Here is a 25,146-nt window from a genome sequence, read left to right as displayed (position 1 = left end):
CGTGTACATGTGATATTTATCCACATCGGTGAAAAGAACAGGATCACCGACGGAATGTGTATGGTTAGGCATGCTATACTAGTACCAATGAATTCAAATAAGAGGTGTGTCATGAAATACGTATTAGCTGTTATGTTGACCGTTTTGCTCTCGGGCGCTCCGATGATCACGTATGCCGAAACGGATCCGGTCGTCGTGCATGAAAATGTACTCGTCGATAAAGAAGTCGAATTGTATGACGGTTTTCGCTCCCCGAACGAGATGGTGTTCATCTTTATTTTCATCGTCCTTTTGTCTGTCATCGGGCTAGGCGTCATTAACGCAATCGAATAACGTGAAAACGTTCACAAAAATGCAATATGTAAGACGGAAGCGGTTACAAATTTCTTTTATACTAAAGGAGTAGGAACGAAGTTCTGCACCAACTTCAATCCTCTTTTCAGATGAACACCCCTCGTTCATATCATGTTTTGGAGTCTGGCGATTGCAATCGCGGGCTCCCTTTTTTATGTCATAAAAAAATCCCCGATAGGGAAAACAGATGTTTTCTTTCATCCGTCTACCTATTGGGGAGCGTATTAAAATGGGATTCGTTTTTCTTTGGCAAGGCGGCGCAGACGCTTCGTCTCGTCAATATGACCGCGGCTTTCAAGTAAATCGATATAGACTTGAAACGGTTCAGACCGATGAGAGAAGAAAGGGATATATTCGGCGAACAGTTTCTGTTCAGCCTCGGATAAACGTCCCCGCTCAACGAGCAGTTCAAGCTCAAGCATTTTTAATGCTTGGTAGTCTTCAAGCGCTTGGTCGTCGCCGTACGATTTCGCTAACGTCCGGTCGCAAAGCGAGATGACACGTCGGTGGAAGAGGGACCATTCGGACGGGGTGAACGGCTGGGCCAATAAAGTCGAGAGCAGATCGATTCGGGTCGAGTCGACGTCTTTTGGGATGTGAAGCGCGGTGTAGAGGGAGCGATCGATCCAAACATCAGACGTCGGTGCGTCGAGACGATAGTAGTGGATGAGTTGCGTGAGCATGACCTTTTGGGAGAGTTTCAGTAAACGAAACGGATCGCTCGTCGTAAAGAGCGGTTCTTCCCCGGCTGAAGAAGAAAGTAATAAAAACATCTCTTCGTACATCGTGCGTGCCTCGGCATCGTTCTCGGCATAGTATGTCAAATCGCGAATGATTTTCTTGGCGTGGATATACCAATTTTTTTGATCTCGTTCGCTCATGACTTGATTTGGCAGCAGATACAGTTGGTCGTATGCGAGTTCGACGAAACGCTCTGCAAGGACGATCGTCTGCGAGAGCGAATGCCGCTCGTCTGACGACTTTTGCTCTTTATAACGCGTGAACTGACCGAGCATAAAATCAATTTCTTTTTCTTCGATCACGTTTTTCGGGATATGTCGATACATCTCCACGATGATGTCACGTAACGTTGATTCGCCATATTGCTCCAACAACATGCGTAACTTCCCAATGCGCATTTGCTCTCCCTCCTTTCGAGAGGACGGTGAACTGTCTGCCTTCACGGTGATAGGCAGACACCAATTATTATTCCTTTCCCGGTTTTCATTTGAAACAATCCTGGCGACTCATGCTTAAGACGGATTTTTGCCTGATTCATTGTCAGAATGGGATCAGTCCGTGATAATAGAAGAAAATCTAAAGGTAGAGGTAATCCATATGAATGAAGAACAACGGTTGTCGCGTGTCGAACGGCGGAAGCGTGAGCTCGAACGAGCTGAAGAGAGAACACACGATGAACAAATAGATGACCGAATTGATGAAGGGAGTACGGGGGAAGCGACATCTCCTTCGTCACGAGATGAAGACGATTCGTCTGACCACCCGTTTTTAGATCAATCACGTTCGGGGCAACAGGCAAAGTCGACGGACCGGCAAAAACAAAACCAGAAGCAAAAGCAGACGGTCCGTGCCCCGAAACCGAAATGGGCATTGCCAATCGGTAAGAAGCGGCGGCGTAAGCGCGAGGACAGTCCCTCTGAACCGCGCCCTAAAGAATCGATCAATCGGGAATCGAGACGGGAAGCAGCCCCTCCGCGCGAAAAACCAGTGAAAGAAAAACGGAAGCGACGCGGGTGGAAAGGAAAGTTCCTCCTTCTCCTGTTACTATTCTTTGTCGTCGCCGGTTATTTGGCATCGAACCCGTTTACGTTTTTAGTTATGGGCAGTGACGCCCGTGTCGGTGAATCGGTGTCCGGGTCACGAACGGACTCGTTGCAGTTGATCGAGTTTGTTCCGCGCTCACGCACGGTCCAAAACGTATCGATTCCTCGGGACACGTATACGGCCATCCCGTGTGAGCCGGATCGCGAAGGGGACAAGATTACCCATGCGTTCGCGTATGGAGGCGCTACTTGCACGGTCGGAGCAGTCGAAGGACTGACCGAGGCGTCGGTCGACGGACAAGTCGTGATCACGTTCGAAACGTTTATGGAATTGATCGACACGGTCGGCGGCGTCAACGTGACGGCGACACACTCTTTTAGCGAGAAAGGGTTCAACCAAACGTATGAGTACACGGAAGGCGTCTCATATTCCATGGACGGCGATATGGCCCTCGCTTACGCAAGACACCGAAAGTCTGATACGGACGGGGCCCGCTCGAATCGCCAGACGGAAGTCATGGCAGCGGTCGCGGATAAATTGGCGAGTCCTTCGGGCTGGGCGAAAATCCCGGCCACCTATCGTTTCATGAAAAATGAAATGGGACTCGAGATGAACCCGCTCCAGATGGCGTCAGTCGGTTTGACGATGTTGCTGAAGCCGGACGTGAATAAAATGCAAGTAGAAGGTCAAGATGCATATATCAATAACGTCTATTACTATCAACCGACTGAAGCGAGTGTTCAAGCGATTCGTGACGCCCTTGATTTGACGATGTGGGGAACGGTGAGATAATTTCCGGAAACGGGTTTGATTCCTTTCGGAAAGAGGAATTTTAATCAAATGAACTACTCTTTTGAGGAGGGAAATTTGAATGAAAGTCTTAGTCATTGGAGCAACCGGAAAGATTGGGAAACGCGTCTTGAAAAGTTTGGCGAAAACTCACCAAGTGACCGCTTTAATTCGTTATCCTGAACTGCAAGCAGAGTATGAGAAGATGGGTGCGCGTGTGTTGACGGTTGACGTCGAGAAAGAGTTGGAGAAAAAAATCCACGAAGCGACAGCTGGACAAGATGCGGTCATCGTTGCCGCAACGGCCGGTGCTGAAGGGGCGAGCAAGGAAATCGAGCTACTTGACCGAAATGTCGCGATGAAGGCGATTGACGCCGCGAAGAAAGAACGTGTGCGCCACGTCGTCCTACTGAGTGCTTACGGGGCCGACCAACCAAACGCCGCTCCGAAAGAGTTGTTCAACTTTTTGTCAGCAAACAACGCAGCCGATGAGTATATCGAACATAGCGGTTTAAACTATACAATCATTTGCCCAGTGACCATTGTCGAAGGAGCAGGGAAAGGTTCGATTGAAGCGTCAGAAGATTTAAGTGATGCCAAAGGCGCGACCATCTCGGAGACGGACGTCGCCACGGTCATCGCTGCCGCGCTCGACAACCGCGGTTTATACGGCCGGCGAATTGAGATTATGTCCGGCAGCACACCAATCAATGAGGCGCTCGACTTCGATAGCCGGGGCGAAGCCGCGACGGCTGGCCGGACGACGCTCCGACGACCACAACGATAAAGGGAGGGACTAGCTTTGATGGAACGAAAACTGTATAAAGATCCGTCTGATCAAATGATTGCCGGTGTCTGTTCCGGGCTCGGGAAATACCTTGGAGTCGATGTGACGCTCATGCGTATTATTTTCGTCGTCCTCGCCTTGTTCGGAGGCCCAGGTATCCTCATCTATATCGTTTTGGCCATCGTCATGAAAAAACCGCCTTCAGAATATGAGGCGGAACAAGAAAGTCGTTTTTAACACGTTGGGCTGACCGCACATAGGTCAGCCCTTTTTCACGTTTCGAGATAAAGCGTGTACGTGGCTTCGAACGTCTCGTTCGGTGCCAGCAACTGCATATCTTCTTTCTGACGAATATCTTTGCGATGGCCGGTATAGTCGGCATGTCCGAACCACGGTTCGAGACAGACGAACGGCGCGTCTGATTTTGGTGGCGACCAAATCCCGAAGTGCGTGAAGGACGGGCATTCCATGACGATGGCGCGACCTGTCGGCTCATGTCGCAGCGCGGCGTACTCGACATTCTCGAAGATGAGCGCGTCTTGATCAAAGAGCGAGTGAGTGAGGGGGATGTAGCGACGTTCCCCGAGTGGTTGATACGCTCCCGTCAAATAAGGTCCTTCGAGCAACAGTCTGTCGAGCGGACGCGTCTCACCAAAATCAATCGTGTAGTCCTCGAACGCACCGCCCGCAAACGGGATGTTAAAGGCAGGATGGCCGCCGATGCTAAATGGAAGTGGCACGTCATCCCGGTTATGAACGTGATAGGTGATCGTCAATTCTTCTCCGATCAATCGGTACTCCACAAACAGTTCGAACTGAAACGGGTAATGGGTACGTGTCTCAGTCGTAGCCTGAAGTTTGAAGCGAGCATGTGTGTCGGATGATGCAACGAGCTCGAACAGCTCATCGCGGGCGAAACCGTGCTGACTCATCGTATACGTCGATCCGTCGTAAAGGTAACGGTCGTCGAGGAGTCGGCCGACGAACGGGAACAAGATCGGTGCCTGGCGTCCCCAATACGTCGGGTCGCCTTGCCAGAGCAACTCGGTCCCGAAAACTTCCCAGCTTGTCAGTTCCGCCCCTTGTGCTTTTAAAGTTACGTTCACGTTTTCATTATGAAGATGAATCATATATTACTCTCCTTTGAACGAATATGATAAGTTAAGTTTAGAAATGTATCGTACAGACGACAAGGGGTAAATGATGAGAGTTCATAAACTATTCGTTGGATTGGTCATGATGGCGCTCGTCGCCGGATTGGCTTACAAAGGCTATGAAGAATATAAGGCGAGCCGAGAAACAGAGCCGGTCAGCATCGCTGGGGACGCTTCCGTGCTTGGCGGTCTCGAAGTTGGTCAACGAGCGCCGGCCTTCGAGCTTGAGACGATTGAAGGCGAAACCGTCGCCTTGTCCGATTATGCGGGAGAACAAGTCGTGTTAAACTTTTGGGCGTCTTGGTGCCCGCCGTGCCGGGAGGAACTGCCCGAATTGATCGCGTTCGGCGAGGAAACCGGAATCCCGGTGCTCGGTGTGAACGTCACAAAAAATGAACGCCGGGGCAAAGCAGACGTCGAAGCGTTTTTGACTGAAGTACCGGTCAGCTTTCCTGTACTGCTAGACGAAGCCGGAGTGGTCGAGAAGACGTACCGGGTCGTGGCGTTGCCGACGACGTACGTAATCGCGACGGACGGCCGGATCACGGCTAAACAAATCGGACCGGTTGACTTTCAGTGGCTGCATGAAGAGACGGACTGAACGTACAAAGACAGACTGGAAATGAACCGGTCTGTCTTTGTTTATTTTTTATAATGTTGTTTAATCAGCGCATCGAAATTCGGTGTCATGTCTTCTTCGAGGTAATAGTGGTGATTATCTCGAATGATCGTATCGCCAACACGTGCTTCTGATGGCAAGAATCGTCTCGGGATAAAACTTGAGCCGTTGTTCCAACGTAGCACGGCATATTTCCCTTCGACCCGCACCAACGTGCCATACTTAATCATACCTCTTCCTCCTCAACGAACAGCTTTCTGTCTCTTTTATTCTTATAGAGTGTATTCCCACATTCCACAAAACCTACACATATTTAACGAGGGCTACACAGAAAGAGGTGAAGCGAAAGCAAGCTATAAATGTGAAGAAAGTTTGAAGAAAACGCTTTCTTTTCAGAACGGTTTCTACTATAATAAAAACACGGGGTGATTATGACGAATTTGTGAACAATGGGGGTACGGTCAATGTTTTCAACAGCCATGATAGGATTGCTCGCGCTGACAGGCGTGACGATTTTTGGGATTGACCGTATGTTCACGGTCCGCTCAGAACGCGTCACAAAGAAATAGTTTTACATAGGGGGGATCGCAACGTCTTGGGGAGACGTTGCGATTTTTTTTATTAATAATCTTGGCGGCGCGCTTCGCGTTCCCGCATTTTTTGTTCGACGTGTTCTCGATTACGCTCATGGACGCGGTCGAAGAAGGCATGCTCCGGCCATAACTTGGACCAGATGCGCTCCTCCGGCAAGGCGAGAATGTATTCTTCGGCCGCACTGAGCCGTTCGATCATTTTACTGCGATCATCGCAGACGTCACCGTGACCTGGGACGAGCCAGCGGATTTCATGCTCATAGACGGCCGTCTGCAATTTTTGGAGTGATTCGACGTAGTCTTCTGCGTCATGCTCGATAAAAGGCGGTTCGATATTTGAACCATAGTCTCCGCACAAGAGCAGCTTCAGTGGTTCGACGACGAGAGACATATGGGTCAACTCGTGACCAGGTGTCAAATAGAACGTGATTGGGGTAGAACCGAGCTCGAGCGTGCCATCTTCAGCGATGATCAGATCGACGGCTGGCTTATGAATCGGCCGATTGATATAGTTCTGTTCGTAAAACGACTGAATCTCCCGCAATTGGTCATCCGAGTTTGCCTCGACGAACGCCTTCGAGGCGATCACGGTCGCGTCAGGAAACGCGTAGGCTCCGATGATGTGGTCGTAGTGATGATGGGTGTAGATGACGTATAACTTCTTTCCGTCCCGGGCTAGCTCGATGTCGCGCCGAATCATCGCGACTTCTTCGGGCAACCAGTTCGGGTCGACCAGAATAAGGCTCTCCTCGGTAAAAATCAATGTCGATGTCGTGCGCATGAGGGCACTCTCATAAACGGTAAACGGTTGTAGGCGAACTTGGATCACGGATCATCCCTCCTCATTGTCTATCTGTCTTTTCCCGAATTTGCACCGCATATGCGTTATTGCGGAAAACAAAAAAGCAGAAAGTCGAGAGACTTTCTGCTTTTAGCATGATGTGCATCATGCGGTTATGTGTGCGAGAAAAACTCTCGCGTATATGTTGAAATTTGGAGCGGGTGAAGAGAATCGAACTCTCGTCATCAGCTTGGAAGGCTGAGGTTTTACCATTAAACTACACCCGCAGTGTGAATATTAAAATGGAGCGGGTGAAGGGAATCGAACCCTCGTCATCAGCTTGGAAGGCTGAGGTTTTACCATTAAACTACACCCGCGAAACGCTTAACGTTACGATAAATATAATAGCATAGGAATTTGTGTTTGCAAACCCTTTTTTGCAAAAACATTGGTTGTTACGGAAGAGGTTATCTTGCTAAGATAATAGAAGAGGGGAGTGGATGGGCGTGAGCGAACGAAAATCGTATTTGCAGATGATGAGCGAAGGGTTTCGAATGATGAAACAAGCGAAAGAAGTCGAGCAGACGGTCACTTTGCGACAATGGACATTTTCGTTTCGGTATGACAAGGGCTGGACGGTCATTTTACGTACCGATCGCCTCAAGTGGGTCGGACGGCCTGCAGAACAGTTCAGCATCGAGCCGGCTCAAGTGCAGCTAGGTGACTTGTCCTTGCACCGGCATGTCGAGTCAAACGAGGTACGTTTGAAGATCGAGGAAGAATGGGGAATTGAAAGTAAGGTCGTCTGTGACGAGGACGAGTGGGGTCGATTCGTCGAGACGCTCAAACAATTGAAGGGGGAGTAGTCGTGAGTGGAGAAAGGCTGTATCGGATTGAAGCGGAAGCCCGAGGCATCGCCTGGAAAGCCCGCGTATTGACCGGCATACAACGATTCCGCTTCTTTAAAGGGGAATTGCTCGCACCGACTGAACGCCCGTACGTCGTTTTGAGCATCTCGCAAGACGCAGGGGTGCTACCTGATTTGATCGAAACGGACATGGGCGTATTGTTGATCCATGATCGAATCGGTCCCATTTTGATGAACCTTTGTCCTTATGATATCCAACTCGTCCGGGTCGAATTGCATACGACGACTGGTAAAACAGACGAATACTCCGCGCTAAACGTGTTGAGACGGTTTGAAATCGAACAGATGGAAGACTCGGGAGAGTATCGGCCGCTCAGCCCAGACCGACTATATTTTCTCTCGAACCAAACGGTGCGCATGAATTTATTCGGGCATATGATCGCCCAAGATGTAAACAGCCAGCGCCTTTATGTGACCGAGCGACTGAAGTATGCGCTCCAAGCAAGAATGGTGACCGGCTTAGCTTTTAAGAAGACGAAGGAGCAGACGGCATGAAAGAATACGAAATCGATGGATGGATTCGTTTGACGTATCCAGAACACTTTGAATACAACGAGGAAGAAGATCACGTCAGCTTCTACTCGGTCGAATTAGACGCCCAAGGGACGCTACAAATGTCCATCTATGAAGCAGAGACAGAGCAGGCGCCCGAGGATGCGGCGCTACAAGAATTGAACACGTTTTTAGGCGAATTTCCGATTGAAGTCAAAGTCGCACCGAGTGTGACCGATCAGTCGGCTGGGATGACGACGGCTTATGCGAGCGGGATTGAAGACGGCATGCATTTGGACGTCTGGTCACTCACGGACGGGAAACGTCTCTTGTTCTTGACGTACGTCGCGGACAAGATGACCGATGAAAAGTTAGAAGTTGAAGCGATCGTCGATTCGATCGAGTGGACATGAAAAGAGACACGAAGCCGGATGGCTCGTGTCTCTTGTTTGTTATTGGAACTTTGGTACGTCGAAGTGAAGCGTGTAAGAGTCAAGTGTTTGGTACGTCTGATAAATCCGTGCCGTTTGTTTCGTTGCCCATCCGATGTCTGTCGCGTACTGATGTACGCCTGGGTTAGCCGGATTGAAACGCATCTTATAAAGCGTGTTTTGTTTGTAGGTCGGATGGTTGATATAGCTTGCACCAATCCAATATGCGCCTCCAACAATGGCTGCTTCAGGACTGAACCATTTTTGTTCAAAAGCAAACTTTGCACCGGTCGCGAGCGGGCTGCTATCTACTGCTTGAATGCCGTACATGTTGTAGACGGTAGCGGCAACCGGTCGTTCCGGATGAATCCGAGTACCACTCGAGTTGATGAGTGCATTTCCGTCTTTATCGACAGGAACCCCTTGGGCAAGAACAGATTTTCCATGGCCTGTTTCGTGAACAGCGTGAGAGAGCAAGTAAATCTCGTTAATGCTGTATTGGTTTGCAGCGTTAATGAATGCTTGTCCTTGATTCGTTAGAGTGCCAGTATTCACAAGTACTTTATTCAACGTAGACGCAGTCGTTCCAGCACTCTTTGATAAATCAAGAAACTGATAGAACGCCTGAGAATTTTGATCGAAATTATTCGGGTTTACAAACGGTTCGAGATCCGTAACAGAAGCTCGACGCCACACATTATCAAATATCCGGATATTATGACCTGCAGGGCGGCGATATGAAACCGTATAGTAAGTACCTGTCTGGCCAGTGATTGTGACAGTCTCCCCAGGATTGATTTGACCATATGCGTGCGATGTCAAACTCGGTTGACTAAGGATATTCGCGGCACCCACAACCGAGCTCGGTGTGACAAAACCAGTCATAGAGCCATATTTGACCCGATACCAAACAGCGGTCCCAACAACTTGTCGATCTACATACTCGATGTTCGTCCCGTTAGGTATTGTTGCGAGCGTGGTTGAAGTTGAAGAAGCAGACATTTTAAGTGCAGTTCCAATTCCAGAAATGACTCGAAGTTGATTGTTCACGATGGTCCCTGTGTTTCCGTTTACGCTCACCCAAGCGCGTGGTAAATAGGCTGGGGCGTTACGGTATGCATCTGTTTGACCAAACTGAGCGACTTGTCGTTCAGCCATGGTACGCAAAGAGATTGGATAAGATGTATGAGATACGACCCGTTGGATTCCTGTAACTGGAGGCGTTGTCGTGACTGGTGTCGTATAACTCAGGTGAATGTAACCCCCAGCTAGATTACCGCTTGTCAACAGCCCCCAAGTCGTATTGGACACTGGTTTTACTGACACAACGGTTCCAGTTGTTAATTTTCCAAGTTCTTTACTATCTGTTGTAGCTCTTTCGCGAACATTCAATGTGGCGTTATTTGGGACGTTTACGCGGACTTGCTGTTCAATTTCATACTCTTCAACTGGAGGAGGAGTTTCTGAAAGATCCCAAGCAGCGGAGTAACCAACAATACCTTTATAAGAGATTTTAAACCAAGTTCCATTTGCTCCATGTTTCGAGTAATAGTTCACCTCGGCCCCTTTAGGGATTTTTGCGGCGATTGCAGAGGATGAAATCGTAGAAACATGAAGATTAGTCTCTTTGTTTGTGAAAAGTGATTTTGTAGGTTGGACATCCGTCGAATCTACTGAAAGATTCCATTTAGCCATATAACCAGTAGTATTACCAAATTTCACTTCATACCAAGTACCGTTTTGACCATGGGGTTTAACATAACTCACTTTTGTCCCTGGAGATAGTTCACTTAGAATTTTTGAAGAAGAAAAAGGTTGAGAATGAAATGGTGCTTGTTTGATAACAAATAATTCGTTTTTAGTAATATCTGCTTTTGCAACATAACCTAACTGACCGCGATATTCTATTCTATACCAGGTATTATTCGCTCCATGAGTAGAAACCACTTTAACTGGTTCATTTTTCTTAACATTATAAATTATTGGCGCTGTTCTAGAAAAATTGGTATGCATGTTAGTATTTCGTAAAACAATTTGTTCGGAATCTAAACTAGCATTGTTTGTTGTTGAGTTTGTAGTTAATCCTGTTTTTGTAAGATATGAGGCAGCCACATAGCCTGTATGAGTCCCAAATTTAATTCGATACCATGTTCCATTTGCACCATGAGTAGATATGTATTCTACTTTACTATTTTTGGGGATTGTAGTGATAATATTAGCTGTTCTTGCATAATTAACTCTCAGATGAAGGTTGTCTGTGGTAATGTAGCTTTCTTTACTAGTTGAAGTCGATATTGCTTGTTTTTTGAGTGTCAGATAACTCGAAGAAACATATCGTCTTTGCCCATTAAAATTTATTTCGGACCAGTTGTTGCTTGTGGAATAAACTTGTACTTTTGTTCCTTGTGTCAACTTGCCGACGATTGATGAAGATGTCGAAGTAGAGGAACGTACGTTCAAAATAGAGGTATTTACGGTTCCTTCGTATGTTGCTGCGTATGACTGAGTCGGGACGATCGTGCTGAGCACAGTGCTCGAGACGAGAACGGCCACGCTGAGTCTTGTCATCGTTGGTTTCAATGTGTTACCCCTTTCGATCCATGTGAATCTATACAGAATTAGTGTTATTTATAGTGTGCGGTCTAAGTATAGCGTACAGAAAAAATGGAAAGAAGATGAAAACTTTCAAAAAAGGTAAATGATTTAGAATAGGTATGTATGAATATGGTAAAAAGAAAAAACCTCCAGTTAGTAGGAGGTTTTTCCATGAGGTGTTGATGTCAATTGTAGCATCCAGGCCGTGATGTCGTTCCACACTTCTTCTCGTTGTTTTTCCCTTAGCACTTCATGGCGGGCCCCGTCGTATGATAAAACGGTCAGCTCGACATCGGCTGAACGATAATTCCGGACGATCCCGGATAAGCCTTCTCCATCGCTGACAACCGGATCGTCAGCTCCAACGACGAAGAGCAGCGGGAGCGATTTTGGATGCTCGTGAATCCGAGGGAGAGAGGTGACGTCGAGGGAAGCGCTCGTCACTTCGTACAGGTAACCAAGCGTCGGCAATCCGCCGCAGTTCTCATCATTGAGATAAGAAGCGACTTCTTCTGGATCGCTCGAAATCCAATCGCTCTCCGTCTTGGCGGGCAAAAATTTCAAATTATAACGACCGAACAACAAGCGCTCGAAGAAACATGACGGATAGTCACTTCCTTTCCGTCGCATTGCGGCATCGATGGCGAAGCGGCCGATTCGGCCTACGACGCCCGATCCAGGGGGCGGGGAGATGGCGACGACGCCAGCTAACCGGTGGCCCATGACTTGGCCGAGCCGCCGTGAGAGTAGTGAACCGAAGCTATGACCGAGAACGAATGTCGGCAACGTCCCCCCATGATGTTCAATAAGCGTCATCGCATCATCGACCATTTGATTAAATCCTTCTTTTGGAAGTAAATGAGCGTACGTCTCCTGCGTCCGAGCGAGCGCTCCCGCACCACGCATATCACAAACATATACATTGAATCCATTTTCTGCTAAAAACTGTGCAAACTCGAAGTAGCGTTCATGATGTTCAAGCATCCCGTGGAACAAGAAACAATCGGCGATCGCATTAGCCGCGGGAACGGTCAGCACGTGAGTGCGATAACCGTCCGCATACGTATATTCTGTGACGTTCAAGCTCATCCCTCCCAAATTTAAAATAGACCGATCGCGTTACCTGTCTCATCGATGCCCATGTTGAGTGCGGCCGGCTGCTTCGGCAACCCGGGCATCGTCAACACGTTGCCCGTCAAAGCGACGAGGAAACCTGCGCCGACAGACGGTTTCAATTCGCGGACCGTCACGTTGAACCCTTCTTGATATCCGAGTTTCGTCGGGTCGTCCGACAGTGAGAACGGCGTCTTCGCCATACAAATCGGCAGGTCAGCCCACCCGTTCGCGACGATTTGAGCCATTTGTTTTTTGGCCATCGCCGTAAACGTGACTTCGCCCGCACCGTATACTTCGCGAGCAATCGTCGTGATCTTTGCTTCGATCGAGTCGGTCAGTTCATAGAGTGGTGTGAGCGCGGCTTCGTTCGATTCGACCACTTCAATGACGGCTTCGGCAAGCGCTTCCCCGCCTCGACCGCCGCTCGCCCAAACCTCGCTCAAAGCGACGCGGATGTGTTGTGCCTCACACCAATCGAGGACGGCGGCGAGTTCTTCATCTGTGTCTGAATTGAACCGATTGAGTGCGACGACAGCGGGCAACCCTAGCTTCGCCATCGTATCGACATGTTTGGCGAGAAGTCGAAGTCCCGTTTTGACCGCCTCGACGTTCTCGACATGGAGAGCGTCTTTGGCGACACCGCCATGCATTTTGAGTGCCCGGACCGTTGCGACGAGGACGACGGCGTCCGGATTTAAACTGCCGATCCGTGATTTGATGTGACAGAATTTCTCGGCACCGAGATCCGCCCCGAATCCAGCTTCTGTGACGACGTATTCACCGAGTTTTAAAGCCGTTTTTGTCGCGATGAGCGAGTTGCACCCGTGGGCGATGTTCGCGAACGGGCCGCCATGAACGAGCGCCGGCGTCTGCTCGAGCGTTTGTACCAAGTTCGGTTTGAACGCTTCTTTCAACAGGAGCGTGGCCGCCCCGGCCGCGCCGATTTGCTCGGCCGTGACAGGCTCGTTGTTGCGGTCATAGGCGACGACGATTCGTTTGATTCGTGCTTCTAAGTCGGCGAGCGAGTCAGCGAGGCAGAGGATCGCCATAATTTCCGAGGCAACGGTAATATCGAATCCGTCTTCACGCGGTACTCCGTGAACCGGGCCACCGAGGCCGATCGTGACGTGACGGAGGGCACGGTCGTTCAAGTCGAGGACGCGTTTCCAGACAATCTTTCGGACGTCGATACCGAGGTCGTTCCCTTGATGGAGATGATTGTCGAGCATGGCGCTGATCGTGTTATGGGCTGACGTGATGGCGTGCATGTCGCCTGTGAAATGAAGATTGATATCTTCCATCGGCAGCACTTGGCTGAAACCACCCCCGGCAGCTCCACCTTTTAACCCCATCGTCGGACCGAGAGACGGTTCGCGAAGACAGACGATCGCTTGTTTGTCGAGGCGATTCAATGCTTGGCCGAGGCCGACCGTCACCGTCGATTTTCCTTCGCCCGCTGGCGTTGGGTTGATCGCGGTGACGAGGACGAGTTTCCCGTCTGTCCGGGTCTTCACGTTGTCTAGCAGGTCAAATGATAATTTTGCTTTATATTTGCCGTAGAGGTCGAGGTCGTCCTCGTGCAGGCCAAGTTTTTCGGCCACTTGTTTGATCGGGAGCATCTCAGCTTGTTGGGCAATCGTCAGGTCAGTTAACGGCTTAATCGTCGTCATGTACAAAATCCCTCCACTTTCGAACGTTTTATTAAAAAAACATCTTCTTCATTCGTGAATCGAGCCTGAATGGTCATCAATTCTCTAATCTTTATCGGCTCGTTCGTATTGTCATTGAGTTTATCATAACGTATCGCTATGTAGAATTCATCAAAGAAGTTCAATATATTCCACCCATTCCGTCAAATGTATCCGTTTTCATAAAGCGGTATGAGATGTAAGTTGATAGTGGAGGCGATCAACATGACAGAAACAACGAAACGAATGAAACGTAGACGGAATTGGAAGAAGCCAGCGAGTTTTGTCGCATTTGTCGGACCGGCTTTTTTAGCGTTCGTGGCTATCGTGCTCATTCCATTTTTTAACGGGATTTATTACAGTTTCACCGATTGGAACGGAGTGACCGGACAATTGAATTTTGTCGGCCTCGACAACTACCATCGATTGTTGTTTGAAGACGCTCAGTTCCGCTCGTCGTTTTGGATTACGACAAAATACACGCTCGTAGCTGTACTGCTCACGAACATCGTCGGATTTTCGCTCGCTTTGCTTTTGACGATGAACATTAAGACACGGAATCTCTTGCGGACCGTATTTTTCATGCCGAACTTGATTGGTGGGCTGATCCTCGGCTTCATTTGGCAGTTCATCTACGTGAAAGGGTTTGAATCGATCGGGGCGTTGACCGGGTGGAGCCTGTTCGAGCTCCCGTGGCTCGGAGATGCCCAGACAGCGTTTTGGGGCATCGTCATCGTCGCGATTTGGCAAGGAGGCGGCTACGTCATGGTCATCTATATCGCGGCGCTGCAGAACGTCCCGACCGATTTGCTTGAGGCGGCGAGAATCGATGGGGCGAATCGGTTGAAAATGCTTCGTCACATCACGCTCCCGATGATCATGCCATCGATTACGATTTGTCTGTTTCTGACGATTTCGTGGTCGTTCAAAGTGTTCGACACGAACTTGTCGCTCACGAACGGGGGACCGTTCAAATCGACCGAAATGCTCGCTTTGAACATCTACACGGAGTCGTTCGTGAATAACAATTACGGCCTCGGTTCGGCGAAAGCGGTCATCTTCTTCCTCGTCGTCGCGGCCATCACCGTCACACAAGTGTACTTGACGAAAAAACGGGAGGTGGAGGCATGACGACAGAAAAAGTGACACACGTTGAATCAAAACTTGATCAAGCGCCAAGACAGTTATTGCCTCAACGAAAATTGAAGACGGGCGGATATACGGCCGGGCTCGGACTCATTGAGTTGATCGCGATTTTGCTTGGATTGCTGTATCTCGTCCCGTTCTATTACGTCATCGTCAACTCGTTCAAGTCGATCACGGAAATTTATACGAACACGTCGGCGCTTCCGAGCGTCTGGCTCTCATCGAATTATACCGAGGCGTGGGAAGCGATGAACTATGGACGGGTCTTCTTCAACTCGCTCCTCATCACGGCCGGGGCGAACGTACTCATCGTCATCTTCACATCGATGGCGGCATGGAAACTCGTCCGGACGAAACATTGGATATCGACCGTCATCTTCTTCTTGTTCGTCGCGGCGATGGTCATCCCGTTTCAATCCATCATGATTCCGCTCGTCAAAGTATCGAGCATACTCGGGCTGCTGAACAGTCATTGGGGACTGATGATCATGTATCTCGGCTTCGGTTCGGGCATCTCGGTGTTCTTGTATCACGGTTTTATGAAGTCCATTCCGGAAGAGATCGAAGAAGCGGCCATCATCGACGGTTGCTCGACATGGGGTGTGTTTTGGCGCATCGTCTTCCCGTTGTTGAAGCCGATTACAGTGACGATTGTCATTTTGAACAGTCTATGGATTTGGAACGATTTTCTGTTACCTTCACTTGTCCTCCGAGACATCGAACTGCGAACGATCCCGCTCGCGACGTTCTATTTCTTCGGGCAATATACGAAACAATGGGATTTGGCACTCGCTGGTTTAGTCCTTGGGATCGTCCCGCTCCTCCTCTTCTTTTTCGGTATGCAAAAGCATATCATCAAAGGGATCACGAGCGGTTCGATCAAATAACCCTTCCCAAGGGATCTCCCCCGTCCGCTACACGGGGGAGAATTTTTTTTTGAGAAAGGTGTTGACATTCGTCTGAATATTTATAATAATTGGGTCAATTCAATTGTGAACGACATTGAAAGGACGAGTACACAGAAGACGTAAGCAAAGCGAGCCGGGGGCGGTGAGAGCCCGGTCTGAAATCTCTGTCGAAGAACCTCCTGGAGTCGCTACCCGAAAGCTTTGCAAGTAGACGTAGCCGGACCGTTCCCCGTTATCGGAACTACGAGATGTTCGTCTCGAAAAAGTGAGTAGATTCGTCTACTAATTTGGGTGGCACCGCGGAGCTTGAAGCCTTCCGTCCCATAGTCCATGGGATTGGAGGGCTTTTTTCTATTGCTCCGTCCCAAATATCCCACAATTGGAGGAAGACAAAATGACAACAGCAACAAGCATGATGAAGGAAAGACAACAGGCGATCACGACGGTAAAGGCAACGTTCGAAGAGAAGTTCAGCACGGCGCTCGGCCTCACGCAAGTCCAAGCTCCATTGTTCGTCACGTCAGCGAGCGGGGTGAACGATCATTTGAACGGGGTGGAACGCATCATTCAGTTCGATACTCAATATCCGGGCCACGAGCTCGAAATCGTCCAGTCGCTCGCGAAATGGAAGCGGGAAGCGCTCGGTCGTTATGGATTTGAGGTCGGTGAAGGTCTTTACACACAAATGCGCGCCATCCGTCGTGATGAAGAGCTCGATGCGACGCACTCGCTTCACGTCGATCAGTGGGACTGGGAGCGCGTCATCGCCCGTGAAGAGCGCACGACCGAGTATTTGAAAGCGACCGTTGAATCGATTTATGCGGCTCTTCTCGAAACGGAGAAGACGGTCGAGGCGACATACGGCATCGAAGCGATTCTTCCGGAAGCGATTCATTTCATCACGAGTCAAGAGCTCGAAGACACGTACCCGACGCTTTCTTCAAAAGATCGTGAAAGCGCGATTTGTAAAGAGTATGGTGCAGTGTTCATCTCACAAATTGGCGGTGCGCTCGCTTCTGGTGAGAAACATGACGGACGTGCGGCTGACTACGATGACTGGTCACTCAACGGCGATATTCTCGTTTGGCATCCGGAGCTCGAGTCAGCGTTCGAGTTGTCATCGATGGGTATTCGTGTCGACGAAGCGGCACTCGCTGCCCAACTCGAGATTGCCGATGCAGAAGAAAAACGGAAGTATCCGTTCCATCAAGCCGTTCTTGAAGGGCGCTTGCCGCTTACAATCGGCGGTGGAATCGGACAGTCCCGTGTCGCGATGTACTTGCTCCGGGCCCGTCACATCGGTGAAGTCCAGTCGTCGGTTTGGCCGGCTGAAATGGTCACGGCGTGTGAAGAAGCCGGCATCAGCTTGTTGTAATGTAATTCATACTATATAGAAGAAACTCGTCACCAGGACTTTCATTTATGGAAGTCCTGGTTTTCTGTGCAACATTTTCCACCCTACACGTCAATTTTGACACCTACATATTGGAAGCGTTTTCATTTACAGTAATAGTGTACTTATTGGATGGATGGCAAAAACAATCCGACATCAAGGGAGGAATTAGAATGAAGCGTAAATGGAGATTGTCGACAGCCGTCATGACAGCAGGGATGGTGTTGACGCTTGCGGCGTGCGGAGGCGGTTCGCTAACGGAAGAAGAAGGATCGAAAGATGCGAACGCAGACAGCGGTGACAAAAAAGAAGTGACGTTGAACGTCTTCCAGTTCAAAGCGGAGATTGCCAAAGACCTCGAAGCAATGGCCAAAGAATACGAAGAAGAGACAGGCGTCAAAGTGACTGTCCAAACGGTTGGGGGCGGTGCCGACTACGGGGCAGCGTTAAAATCTCAGTTCGCGTCAGGTAACGAACCGGATATCTTCAATAACGGTGGTTTCACGGAAGCGCAGACTTGGAAAGACAAGCTCGAAGACCTGTCGAGTGAGAAGTGGGTCGGCGATTTGAGTGATGTCGCGAAAGAACCGATGACGATGGACGGAAAATTGTATGGAATGCCGATGAACCTCGAAGGATATGGATTCATCTACAATAAAGCGTTGTTTGAGAAAGCCGGTATTAGCGAGTTGCCGAAGACGCTCTCGGAATTAACCGAGGCGGCAGAGAAACTGGATCAGGCGGGCATCACCCCGTTCTCAATCGGTTATGCAGAATTTTGGATTCTAGGTATCCACTTGCTCAACATTCCGATGGCACAACAAGATGATCCGGACGCATTCATCCAAGCGCTTAACGACAATCAAGCAAAATTTGAGGACAATGAACAGTTCCAACAGTTCTTAAAATTATTCGACCTCACGATCAAATACGGAAACAAAAACTCGCTCACGACAGACTACAACACACAAGTCACACAGTTCGCCCAAGGTGAGACGGCGATGCTGCAACAAGGCAACTGGGCGCAGCAGATGATTCTTGACGTGAACCCGGACATCGAGATGGGCTTCGTTCCGATTCCGATCAATGATGACAAAGAGAAGATGGACCGCTTGCCGGTCGGCGTCCCGAACAACTGGGTCGTCAACAAGAACTCGCAGTATAAAGAAGAAGCGAAAGATTTCCTCGAGTGGATGGCGACATCTGAAACAGGCCAAGACTACATGGTCAATAAGTTCAAGTTCATCCCGGCGTTCAAATCGATTGAAGCGAACGACCTTGGACCGCTTGCCGACGATATTCTCGCCTATTCGAATGAAGGCAAGACGATCTCATGGAACTGGTTCAAGTATCCGGACGGTGCGGTCAATGAATATGGGGCATTGATGCAAGCATATGTCGGCGGTCAAAAGACTGGGGATGAGATGCTTCAAGACTTCACAAAAGTATGGATGGACAAAGCGAAATAAACCTTAGCACGAACGGCAAAATGACCCCTTTGCCGTTTGTGTTTTTTTTATGAAGAAATTGTCACAGGAATCCCATATAAACAACACACATACCCCCTTGGGTTTTCGTACAATATGTTCTGTAAGCGGTTCAACAAGGAGGGGTTATGAAACGATACGTATGGATTGTCGCGTTGCTCATGTTGGCGACGCCTGTCGGGGCAGAGGAAGACATGGAAACCGTTCAGCTTGAAGCGCCGATCGTCATCAAATCGAATGAGACGTTCGACGGTTCTGGAAAACGTTTCGTCAGTTGCGACCAAGCTGCGTTTCAAATGGAAGGGACAGGGGCGTTGCTTGAAAACGTGACGATTGAGCAGTGCGGGCAAGCAGAAGTCCCCGCCATTGAGGTGACGGGGTTAGGACATCAATTGATTGACGTATCCGTTCAAGGTGCCGGGATAAAAGTCGCGAACAGTTACGGCGTCCGTCTTGTTCGTCCGCTGATCGTCGGGAATGGAAGAGCCGAAGGCATCTCGCTGTTCGACAGTGAGGCGTGTGTCGTGATTGGAGCGATCATCCGTCACGCGCGAGACGGGATTTACGTGGAAAACGGTTCGATGCATCAGATGACGCGTCCGCTCGTGACGGACTCACGATATGGGATTCATCTCATGTTCCCAAAAGACGTCGTCATCAGTTCTCCAAACCTTCACGGCAATGGAGCGGGGGCGATGATCATGGGAACAGAACGCGTCCGTATCGAGAACGGTCAAATTCACGATCAAACTGGCGCGACGGCGACTGGGATCATGTTGTTTGAAGCACTCGAGACGACCGTCCGTGCGAACGCGATTTTTGGAAACCGGGTCGGTCTCTACGCTGAAAAGTCGGATTGGACGCTCATCTATGACAACGGCATCAACGGGAACGACATCGGTTTGCGCTTCAAGCGGGCAAACGAAATGACGATGGAAGGAAACGATTTGACGGGAAACCGCTATCCGGTCCTCTCGTTCGAGTCGGCACATAACGACGTCAAAGGAAATGATTGGGGCGGACAGACGCTTGACGTGACCGGCGACGGCTTAAGTGATCTTCCGTTCCGGTCCGACCCTTATCTGTACTTATTGGCAGATACATACGAAGCGCTCGAACTGTTGTACGGTTCACCGGGACTGACCGTACTCGAACATGTGCTTCGCAGTCCCGATGACGTCGTCCTCACAGATGTCGGCCCTCGTGTCGAGACGAAACACGCCACATGGAACGGGTCGGTCGGAGCGGTCGTGATGAGCAGTTTAATGATTTTATTATGGGGATTTGGGAGGAAACGATTATGAAGACGTATAAAAAGATGACAGGATTACTTGCCGTCACGGGCTTAACACTTGCACTAGGTGCTTGTTCGAACGCCTCGGCCGAGCCGTTTGACGTGACATGGGGCGAGACCGAGTGTGAAGTGTGCAACATGAAAGTCATGGACGAACAGTTCGCCGCTGAAGCGATCATGACGAACGGGAAAGGGTACGCCTTCGATGACATCGGTTGCTTAATGCGCGACTGGTACCCTGAACAGAAAGAAGCCGACATCGCGGCGCTGTACGTGAAAGACTATCAGACGAAAGATTGGATCGAACTTGAAGACGGGACGTTCGTCTATGACAAAGCGTCGAAGACACCGATGGCTTATAACATTTTGTCATTCGCCGAAGCGGCTGATGCGGAAGCTTACGTGGACGAGAACGGCGGCACGGTGATGGAGTTCGCTGATTTAAAAGAGCACACGTGGGAACGCGGAGAAATGAAGGAGCATAAGAAGATGCACTCCGATGATGAGGCAGAAGCGGACGAGATGAGCGACGCCCACTCGGAATCATCTTCTGACGGTCATGGGCACTAAGTGATGTTTTGGCGAATGGAATGGTCGCGAGCGCTGCGCCAAAAGGAGAGTTACGCCTTCCTCATCGCCTGGCTGTTCACACTCGTCTTGCTCGGGGGACTCGGACAGGCGCTGCCGGTGGCGACGGTGTATACGAACATCAATGCGACGCTCGTGACGGTGATCGGTCTCGTGTTGCCGCTCTTCGTCTTGTTGACGACGTCGCTCAAGTGGGCGAATGAACGTGAATCGAAGCGCCTGCGCCTTCTTTCGACATATCCGATTGCGATGGGCCGGATCGTCTTCGTGCGATATAGCGCCTTCCTGGCTGCGCAAGCAATCGTCATCACGCTCGCTTTCTCGCTTGCCTCGTTTCTCGTCGACTTGTCGTTTGAGGGGTGGCTCACGTTATGGGGGTATGCCATCGGGCTCACCGCTTATGCGGCAGGGATTGGCACGTTGATTGGAGTGGTGGGACGCACTCGGCTTCGCGCGGTGCTCTTTTCTTTCATGTTTTGGGTCGTCATGATTTTACTTTGGCCAACGCTTCTTGTGGCGACGCTGACGTGGTTACCGTACGGTACTCAAGCGAATGCGATGGTAGGGCTTCTCTATTTGAATGGATTCGAACTGTTGCGTGTCTGGGTGAGCGCCGTCTCGTCCGCGCCAGACTTGTTCGGGGCAATCTATGAGACGTTTATCGGTTGGCTCAGTCAACCGCTCGGTGCCGTCTCCGTCGTGATTGCGATTGGCAGCGTCATCCTGTTCATGCTGATTGGGGCGACGTTCACGTTACGTCAGGAGGGACGCTATGATTGAATTGAAACAAGTCGGGAAACGTTATGGATCGACTTGGTCGCTCCATCCGCTCGATGGGACGATTGAGGCCGGACATGTCGTTGCCTTATGTGGCAGCAACGGTGCCGGGAAGTCGACCCTTCTCAATTTGATGAACGGCACGATTACCCCGAGTGTCGGCCACATCTCTTTAAACGGAAAGACGACACGCCGTCGCAGCGGGTTCAATCAAACGTTTGGCTACATGCCAGACGATTTCGCGTTCGACCCGTCTTGGACGGTCAAAGAGACGTATGTCTATTACGCTCTGCTCCAACGAGTGAAGCCGGACGTGTCGTTGTTACGGCGCGTCGGACTCGAAGATAAGATGGGGCAACGGGTCGGGGAACTGTCGAAAGGAATGCGGCAACGGCTGTTGTTGGCTCAAGCACTCGTCACGACACCCGATATTTTGTTGCTCGACGAGCCGACGAATGGACTCGACCCGCTATGGATGCGTTCCTTGAGTCAGCTGTTGCGCGAGGAGGCGGACCGGGGGGCGACGATTGTCTTGTCGACGCATCAGCTGGACGTCGCCGCGATGTTAGCCGATGAAGTATGGGTGCTCGAAACCGGTCACCTCGTCGGCCGAGTCGTCGTTCATGATGAAACCGCGTACGACGAAATTCGTCGATTCTTTTTTGGGATAGAAGTTGATGCTTGTCAAACGGGCGTCTCTCGCACAAAATAATAGACAGTTGAAGTGGCGTACGGAACCTACCGGCGCCACTATTTTGTTGGGGAGATGAATCGAATGAGAAAGAATGTCACGATCGCCTTACTGTTGGCGACGTTTTTAGCGGCGATTGAAGGGACGGTCGTTTCCGTCGCAACACCGGTCATCGCGAGCGATTTGAACGGAGCGGCACTCGTCAGTTGGGTGTTTGCGTCATATTTACTATTCACCGCCGTATCGACACCCATTTACGGGAAAGTCGCTGACTTGTTCGGACGTAAGCGCGTCTTATTGTTTGGAATCGGTTTGTTCACGATCGCGTCGCTTCTGTGTGGACTCGCCGGGTCGATGGAACAACTCATCATTTTCAGGGCGCTCCAAGGTCTTGGGGCCGGGGCGGTCTTGCCGATCTCGATGACGATTATCGGCGATTTATATAAATATGAAGAACGCGGGAAAATCCAGGGGATCTTGAGTGCCGTCTGGGGCGTGTCCGGTGTGCTCGGACCGGTCATCGGCGGTTTCTTGGTCGAAACGTTATCGTGGCGCTACGTGTTTCTATTGAACGTACCGTTCGCGCTCTTATCATTTTTAATGATTGTCGTCTTCTACAAAGAAAAAGTGACAGAGACGACAGAACGGATCGATGTCAAAGGTGCCTTCTTGTTTGCCGGTGGAACGTCAGCTTTCTTGTACGCCCTCATCACGTTCAGTGAGACGAACGTGTGGACGGTGCCGGTCATCGTCAGCGGAATCGTCAGTCTCGGTCTACTGACAAGTTTCTTCATGTCGGAACGTCGGGCCACGACGCCGCTATTGCCGCTGGATTTGCTGAAACAACCGATCATCGCCTCGATCAATGGGGCCGTCTTCTTCGCGGCGTGGGTGCTCGTGTCCATGTCGGCGTACATTCCGATTTGGGCGCAAGCCGTCCTCGGAAAGTCAGCGACAGAGGCAGGATTCATGCTCATGCCGCTCTCGGTGGCGTGGACGTTTACGTCGATCATCGGAGGCCGGACGCTCGGGGCGGCGTCACCGCGGCGGCGTGCTGTTACGGGAATGAGCCTCTTGCTGATCGGGACGATCGTCTTGACGCTTCTCACGCAGTCGAGTCCGGACGTATTCGTCTATCTCGCCGTCGCTATCATCGGCGTCGGATTCGGACTGTCCCAACCGATGTTCATCGTCGTGTTGCAGACGGTCGTCTCGTATCGTCAACGAGGCACGGCCACAGCGGCGAATTCATTTTTAAGCACGGTCGGCCAGACGCTCGGGGTCGCCATTTTCGGTGCGGTATTCAACTTTATCGTCTTGAGCGGATTCCGAAACGACGAAGTGTTGAGTGGTGCCTCACTCGAATCGTTCTTCAACCGGGCCGCGAGTGCGGCGCTTGACGAGAACGTCCGCTTGCAAGGAGAACAATTGATTGCGAACGGACTGAACACTGTCTTCGTTGGAGCGGCACTCGCAGCGTTTATCGCCCTCTTGATCGCACTGCGCTTGCCCGCTCGCCCACCAGAACCTTCACGTGACAACTGAAGTCGCGGTATGATGGGGGAAAGGGAGGCGGTCAAATTGAAACGATGGATCCTACTCTTGTCTCTCGTCTTCGTCGCCGGATGTGCGTCCGAACCGACAGAAGACGCCATACAAGAAGAAACACCGGTCGAAGAGGCGCCTGATCAGACGGATGAAGAAGGCGGACAGACAGAGGAATCGACGGAAGAACGTTTGTCGATCGGGACGAGCGAAGCGGTCGCCAGACAACTGGATGTACCGTGGTCGATTGCGAGAACAGAAGACGGCTGGCTCGTCTCAGAACGAGGTGGCACGATCGCGGTCATTGACGCAGACGGGAACGTGGACCGGCAACCGGTCGAGTTGACCGAGGAAGTGCTCGAGATCGGGGAAGGCGGGCTCCTTGGGTTGGCGCTGACAGATGACTTCGATACGTCCCGCCAACTATATGCCTACCATACGTACGGGACGCCCGGAGACGTTAAAAATCGTGTCGTCGAGCTGACGTGGGACGGCGAACGGTTTGAAGAGACGAACATCGTACTCGAGGACATCCCCGGCGCCCAGTTCCATAACGGCGGACGTTTGCTCCTCGATGATGACAGACTCTGGGTCACGACCGGCGATGCACTCGTGCCGGATCTCGCCCAAGATGAGACGTCACTTGCTGGGAAAATTTTGCGAATTCCATTGTCGGGAGAAGGCAACCCGGTCGACTGGATTTACTCTTCAGGTCACCGCAACCCACAAGGGCTATCGCTTACCGACGGCGTCCTCTATGCGAGTGAACACGGTGCGTCCGGTCACGATGAAGTGAATATCATCGAACGAGGCAAAAACTACGGATGGCCACTCATCGAGGCAGACGAGACCGGCGACGGATTAGAGACACCTTGGTTCGAAGTCGGACCGACGTCGTGGGCCCCGTCCGGTATCATCTCGGATGAGCGCTACGTCTATATGGCGACGTTACGCGGTAATCGACTCGTCGCCCTTGACCGGGAGACGAGAGACGTGACCCCGGTCGTCGAAGACAAAGGCCGAATCCGTGACGTCTGGCTCGAAGGAGACCGTCTGTATTACATTACGAACAATACGGATGGGCGAGGCAATCCCGGCTCTGAAGACGATCAATTGTATAGCGTGACCATTCGATAGAAACTGACGATGTATCAGTTTCTATTTTTTTGTTGCTTTTTAGAAAGTGGACGCTATAATTATGTTGT

The 25,146-nt window shown here is 50.5% G+C and carries 25 protein-coding genes, 2 tRNA genes and 1 other annotated feature; of the genes, 18 read left to right on the top strand and 9 right to left on the bottom strand.

Translation table 11 applies throughout. From position 1 onward, the window contains the following. The first annotated feature begins 111 nt into the window (after window positions 1–111). Window positions 112–333: a hypothetical protein gene (locus JJU47_RS02675; protein WP_228615993.1), complete on the top strand. Its 222-nt coding sequence runs from the start codon at window positions 112–114 to the stop codon at window positions 331–333. A 245-nt stretch (window positions 334–578) separates the two neighbouring features. Here the strand turns inward: JJU47_RS02675 and JJU47_RS02670 are convergent, their stop codons facing one another. After that, complete coding sequence (locus JJU47_RS02670; RefSeq protein ID WP_228615992.1) at window positions 579–1,493, bottom strand: hypothetical protein; 915 nt, start codon at window positions 1,491–1,493, stop codon at window positions 579–581. 199 nt (window positions 1,494–1,692) lie between these two features. Between JJU47_RS02670 and JJU47_RS02665 the strand changes: the two genes are divergently transcribed. From JJU47_RS02665 to JJU47_RS02655, 3 genes are all read left to right on the top strand, one after another. Beyond that, window positions 1,693–2,931 (top strand): LCP family protein, encoded by a 1,239-nt coding sequence (locus JJU47_RS02665; protein WP_228615991.1) that lies wholly within the window; start codon window positions 1,693–1,695, stop codon window positions 2,929–2,931. Window positions 2,932–3,010: 79 nt separating this feature from the next. Continuing rightward, on the top strand, window positions 3,011–3,715 hold the full coding sequence (locus tag JJU47_RS02660) for an SDR family oxidoreductase (protein WP_228615990.1): 705 nt from the start codon (window positions 3,011–3,013) through the stop codon (window positions 3,713–3,715). Window positions 3,716–3,733: 18 nt separating this feature from the next. After that, window positions 3,734–3,952 carry a PspC domain-containing protein gene (locus JJU47_RS02655; protein WP_228615989.1) on the top strand — a complete coding sequence of 73 codons (219 nt, stop codon included), beginning with the start codon at window positions 3,734–3,736 and terminating at the stop codon, window positions 3,950–3,952. Window positions 3,953–3,987: 35 nt separating this feature from the next. On the opposite strand, the gene JJU47_RS02650 is transcribed toward JJU47_RS02655, so the two are convergent. Further along, complete coding sequence (locus JJU47_RS02650) at window positions 3,988–4,845, bottom strand: aldose 1-epimerase family protein (protein ID WP_228615988.1); 858 nt, start codon at window positions 4,843–4,845, stop codon at window positions 3,988–3,990. Between the two features lie 73 nt (window positions 4,846–4,918). Between JJU47_RS02650 and JJU47_RS02645 the strand changes: the two genes are divergently transcribed. Further along, on the top strand, window positions 4,919–5,470 hold the full coding sequence (locus JJU47_RS02645; RefSeq protein ID WP_228615987.1) for a TlpA family protein disulfide reductase: 552 nt from the start codon (window positions 4,919–4,921) through the stop codon (window positions 5,468–5,470). Between the two features lie 41 nt (window positions 5,471–5,511). Here JJU47_RS02645 and JJU47_RS02640 read toward each other — a convergent pair whose 3' ends face one another. The 4 genes from JJU47_RS02640 to JJU47_RS02625 all read right to left on the bottom strand — a co-directional run bounded on the left by JJU47_RS02640 (window position 5,512) and on the right by JJU47_RS02625 (window position 7,239). Next, window positions 5,512–5,718 (bottom strand): DUF3006 domain-containing protein, encoded by a 207-nt coding sequence (locus tag JJU47_RS02640; RefSeq protein ID WP_016508383.1) that lies wholly within the window; start codon window positions 5,716–5,718, stop codon window positions 5,512–5,514. A gap of 391 nt (window positions 5,719–6,109) precedes the next feature. Further along, window positions 6,110–6,910, bottom strand: a complete 801-nt coding sequence (locus tag JJU47_RS02635; protein ID WP_228615986.1) for an MBL fold metallo-hydrolase — start codon at window positions 6,908–6,910, stop codon at window positions 6,110–6,112. Between the two features lie 165 nt (window positions 6,911–7,075). After that, window positions 7,076–7,149: transfer RNA gene (locus tag JJU47_RS02630), tRNA-Gly, on the bottom strand. A gap of 16 nt (window positions 7,150–7,165) precedes the next feature. Then, window positions 7,166–7,239 (bottom strand) — tRNA-Gly (locus JJU47_RS02625). A 123-nt stretch (window positions 7,240–7,362) separates the two neighbouring features. Here JJU47_RS02625 and JJU47_RS02620 point away from each other — a divergent pair. The 3 genes from JJU47_RS02620 to JJU47_RS02610 are packed head-to-tail and all read left to right on the top strand — an operon-like array spanning window position 7,363 to window position 8,695. Further along, window positions 7,363–7,728, top strand: a complete 366-nt coding sequence (locus JJU47_RS02620; RefSeq protein WP_228615985.1) for a hypothetical protein — start codon at window positions 7,363–7,365, stop codon at window positions 7,726–7,728. Between the two features lie 2 nt (window positions 7,729–7,730). Beyond that, entirely contained in the window at window positions 7,731–8,285 is a 555-nt protein-coding gene (locus tag JJU47_RS02615; protein WP_228615984.1) for a hypothetical protein, read from the top strand. Then, window positions 8,282–8,695 (top strand): hypothetical protein, encoded by a 414-nt coding sequence (locus JJU47_RS02610; protein WP_228615983.1) that lies wholly within the window; start codon window positions 8,282–8,284, stop codon window positions 8,693–8,695. Before JJU47_RS02615 ends, JJU47_RS02610 begins: the two co-directional genes overlap by 4 nt. 39 nt (window positions 8,696–8,734) lie before the next feature. Here JJU47_RS02610 and JJU47_RS02605 read toward each other — a convergent pair whose 3' ends face one another. From JJU47_RS02605 to JJU47_RS02595, 3 genes are all read right to left on the bottom strand, one after another. Continuing rightward, window positions 8,735–11,293, bottom strand: coding sequence for an SH3 domain-containing protein (locus JJU47_RS02605; protein ID WP_228615982.1), 2,559 nt, complete (start codon window positions 11,291–11,293; stop codon window positions 8,735–8,737). Between the two features lie 168 nt (window positions 11,294–11,461). Beyond that, complete coding sequence (locus JJU47_RS02600) at window positions 11,462–12,391, bottom strand: alpha/beta fold hydrolase (RefSeq protein WP_228615981.1); 930 nt, start codon at window positions 12,389–12,391, stop codon at window positions 11,462–11,464. Between the two features lie 17 nt (window positions 12,392–12,408). Then, a complete protein-coding gene (locus tag JJU47_RS02595) occupies window positions 12,409–14,094 on the bottom strand; it encodes a formate--tetrahydrofolate ligase (protein WP_228615980.1) in 1,686 nt (561 codons plus the stop codon). A 243-nt stretch (window positions 14,095–14,337) separates the two neighbouring features. Here JJU47_RS02595 and JJU47_RS02590 point away from each other — a divergent pair, with 243 nt between their 5' ends. From JJU47_RS02590 to JJU47_RS02545, 10 genes are all read left to right on the top strand, one after another. Next, window positions 14,338–15,243 carry a carbohydrate ABC transporter permease gene (locus JJU47_RS02590; protein ID WP_409630017.1) on the top strand — a complete coding sequence of 302 codons (906 nt, stop codon included), beginning with the start codon at window positions 14,338–14,340 and terminating at the stop codon, window positions 15,241–15,243. Continuing rightward, window positions 15,240–16,145: a carbohydrate ABC transporter permease gene (locus JJU47_RS02585; RefSeq protein ID WP_228615979.1), complete on the top strand. Its 906-nt coding sequence runs from the start codon at window positions 15,240–15,242 to the stop codon at window positions 16,143–16,145. Before JJU47_RS02590 ends, JJU47_RS02585 begins: the two co-directional genes overlap by 4 nt. A gap of 106 nt (window positions 16,146–16,251) precedes the next feature. Beyond that, window positions 16,252–16,493, top strand: a binding site (T-box leader). 67 nt (window positions 16,494–16,560) lie between these two features. Then, the gene (gene asnA / locus JJU47_RS02580) at window positions 16,561–17,541 is read left to right on the top strand and encodes an aspartate--ammonia ligase (protein ID WP_228615978.1); all 981 of its coding nucleotides are present in this window, start codon (window positions 16,561–16,563) and stop codon (window positions 17,539–17,541) included. A gap of 191 nt (window positions 17,542–17,732) precedes the next feature. Continuing rightward, window positions 17,733–19,028, top strand: coding sequence for an ABC transporter substrate-binding protein (locus tag JJU47_RS02575; RefSeq protein WP_228615977.1), 1,296 nt, complete (start codon window positions 17,733–17,735; stop codon window positions 19,026–19,028). 146 nt (window positions 19,029–19,174) lie between these two features. Next, window positions 19,175–20,350, top strand: a complete 1,176-nt coding sequence (locus JJU47_RS02570; protein WP_228615976.1) for a right-handed parallel beta-helix repeat-containing protein — start codon at window positions 19,175–19,177, stop codon at window positions 20,348–20,350. Beyond that, window positions 20,347–20,910, top strand: a complete 564-nt coding sequence (locus JJU47_RS02565; protein ID WP_228615975.1) for a nitrous oxide reductase accessory protein NosL — start codon at window positions 20,347–20,349, stop codon at window positions 20,908–20,910. Before JJU47_RS02570 ends, JJU47_RS02565 begins: the two co-directional genes overlap by 4 nt. A gap of 3 nt (window positions 20,911–20,913) precedes the next feature. After that, window positions 20,914–21,708, top strand: coding sequence for an ABC transporter permease (locus JJU47_RS02560; protein WP_228615974.1), 795 nt, complete (start codon window positions 20,914–20,916; stop codon window positions 21,706–21,708). Then, window positions 21,701–22,417 carry an ABC transporter ATP-binding protein gene (locus JJU47_RS02555; RefSeq protein ID WP_228615973.1) on the top strand — a complete coding sequence of 239 codons (717 nt, stop codon included), beginning with the start codon at window positions 21,701–21,703 and terminating at the stop codon, window positions 22,415–22,417. Before JJU47_RS02560 ends, JJU47_RS02555 begins: the two co-directional genes overlap by 8 nt. 63 nt (window positions 22,418–22,480) lie before the next feature. Beyond that, window positions 22,481–23,941 carry an MDR family MFS transporter gene (locus JJU47_RS02550; protein WP_228615972.1) on the top strand — a complete coding sequence of 487 codons (1,461 nt, stop codon included), beginning with the start codon at window positions 22,481–22,483 and terminating at the stop codon, window positions 23,939–23,941. 36 nt (window positions 23,942–23,977) lie between these two features. Further along, on the top strand, window positions 23,978–25,078 hold the full coding sequence (locus JJU47_RS02545; protein ID WP_228615971.1) for a PQQ-dependent sugar dehydrogenase: 1,101 nt from the start codon (window positions 23,978–23,980) through the stop codon (window positions 25,076–25,078). Window positions 25,079–25,146 lie beyond the last annotated feature (68 nt).

The organism is Exiguobacterium sp. (genome assembly GCF_020832205.1).
In the GTDB taxonomy this organism is placed as follows: Bacteria; Bacillota; Bacilli; order Exiguobacteriales; family Exiguobacteriaceae; genus Exiguobacterium.
The sequence above is the reverse complement of the archived record's forward strand: the minus strand, read 5'-3'. Positions and strand labels throughout refer to the sequence as shown.

What these genes read in the sequence shown, in the direction of transcription:
- JJU47_RS02675 (WP_228615993.1), top strand. Translation starts at nt 112, where the DNA reads ATGAAATACGTATTAGCTGTTATGTTGACCGTTTTGCTCTCGGGCGCT.
- JJU47_RS02670 (WP_228615992.1), bottom strand. Translation starts at nt 1,493, where the DNA reads ATGCGCATTGGGAAGTTACGCATGTTGTTGGAGCAATATGGCGAATCA.
- JJU47_RS02665 (WP_228615991.1), top strand. Translation starts at nt 1,693, where the DNA reads ATGAATGAAGAACAACGGTTGTCGCGTGTCGAACGGCGGAAGCGTGAG.
- JJU47_RS02660 (WP_228615990.1), top strand. Translation starts at nt 3,011, where the DNA reads ATGAAAGTCTTAGTCATTGGAGCAACCGGAAAGATTGGGAAACGCGTC.
- JJU47_RS02655 (WP_228615989.1), top strand. Translation starts at nt 3,734, where the DNA reads ATGGAACGAAAACTGTATAAAGATCCGTCTGATCAAATGATTGCCGGT.
- JJU47_RS02650 (WP_228615988.1), bottom strand. Translation starts at nt 4,845, where the DNA reads ATGATTCATCTTCATAATGAAAACGTGAACGTAACTTTAAAAGCACAA.
- JJU47_RS02645 (WP_228615987.1), top strand. Translation starts at nt 4,919, where the DNA reads ATGAGAGTTCATAAACTATTCGTTGGATTGGTCATGATGGCGCTCGTC.
- JJU47_RS02640 (WP_016508383.1), bottom strand. Translation starts at nt 5,718, where the DNA reads ATGATTAAGTATGGCACGTTGGTGCGGGTCGAAGGGAAATATGCCGTG.
- JJU47_RS02620 (WP_228615985.1), top strand. Translation starts at nt 7,363, where the DNA reads ATGGGCGTGAGCGAACGAAAATCGTATTTGCAGATGATGAGCGAAGGG.
- JJU47_RS02610 (WP_228615983.1), top strand. Translation starts at nt 8,282, where the DNA reads ATGAAAGAATACGAAATCGATGGATGGATTCGTTTGACGTATCCAGAA.
- JJU47_RS02595 (WP_228615980.1), bottom strand. Translation starts at nt 14,094, where the DNA reads ATGACGACGATTAAGCCGTTAACTGACCTGACGATTGCCCAACAAGCT.
- JJU47_RS02590 (WP_409630017.1), top strand. Translation starts at nt 14,338, where the DNA reads ATGACAGAAACAACGAAACGAATGAAACGTAGACGGAATTGGAAGAAG.
- JJU47_RS02585 (WP_228615979.1), top strand. Translation starts at nt 15,240, where the DNA reads ATGACGACAGAAAAAGTGACACACGTTGAATCAAAACTTGATCAAGCG.
- asnA (WP_228615978.1), top strand. Translation starts at nt 16,561, where the DNA reads ATGACAACAGCAACAAGCATGATGAAGGAAAGACAACAGGCGATCACG.
- JJU47_RS02575 (WP_228615977.1), top strand. Translation starts at nt 17,733, where the DNA reads ATGAAGCGTAAATGGAGATTGTCGACAGCCGTCATGACAGCAGGGATG.
- JJU47_RS02570 (WP_228615976.1), top strand. Translation starts at nt 19,175, where the DNA reads ATGAAACGATACGTATGGATTGTCGCGTTGCTCATGTTGGCGACGCCT.
- JJU47_RS02565 (WP_228615975.1), top strand. Translation starts at nt 20,347, where the DNA reads ATGAAGACGTATAAAAAGATGACAGGATTACTTGCCGTCACGGGCTTA.
- JJU47_RS02560 (WP_228615974.1), top strand. Translation starts at nt 20,914, where the DNA reads ATGTTTTGGCGAATGGAATGGTCGCGAGCGCTGCGCCAAAAGGAGAGT.
- JJU47_RS02555 (WP_228615973.1), top strand. Translation starts at nt 21,701, where the DNA reads ATGATTGAATTGAAACAAGTCGGGAAACGTTATGGATCGACTTGGTCG.
- JJU47_RS02550 (WP_228615972.1), top strand. Translation starts at nt 22,481, where the DNA reads ATGAGAAAGAATGTCACGATCGCCTTACTGTTGGCGACGTTTTTAGCG.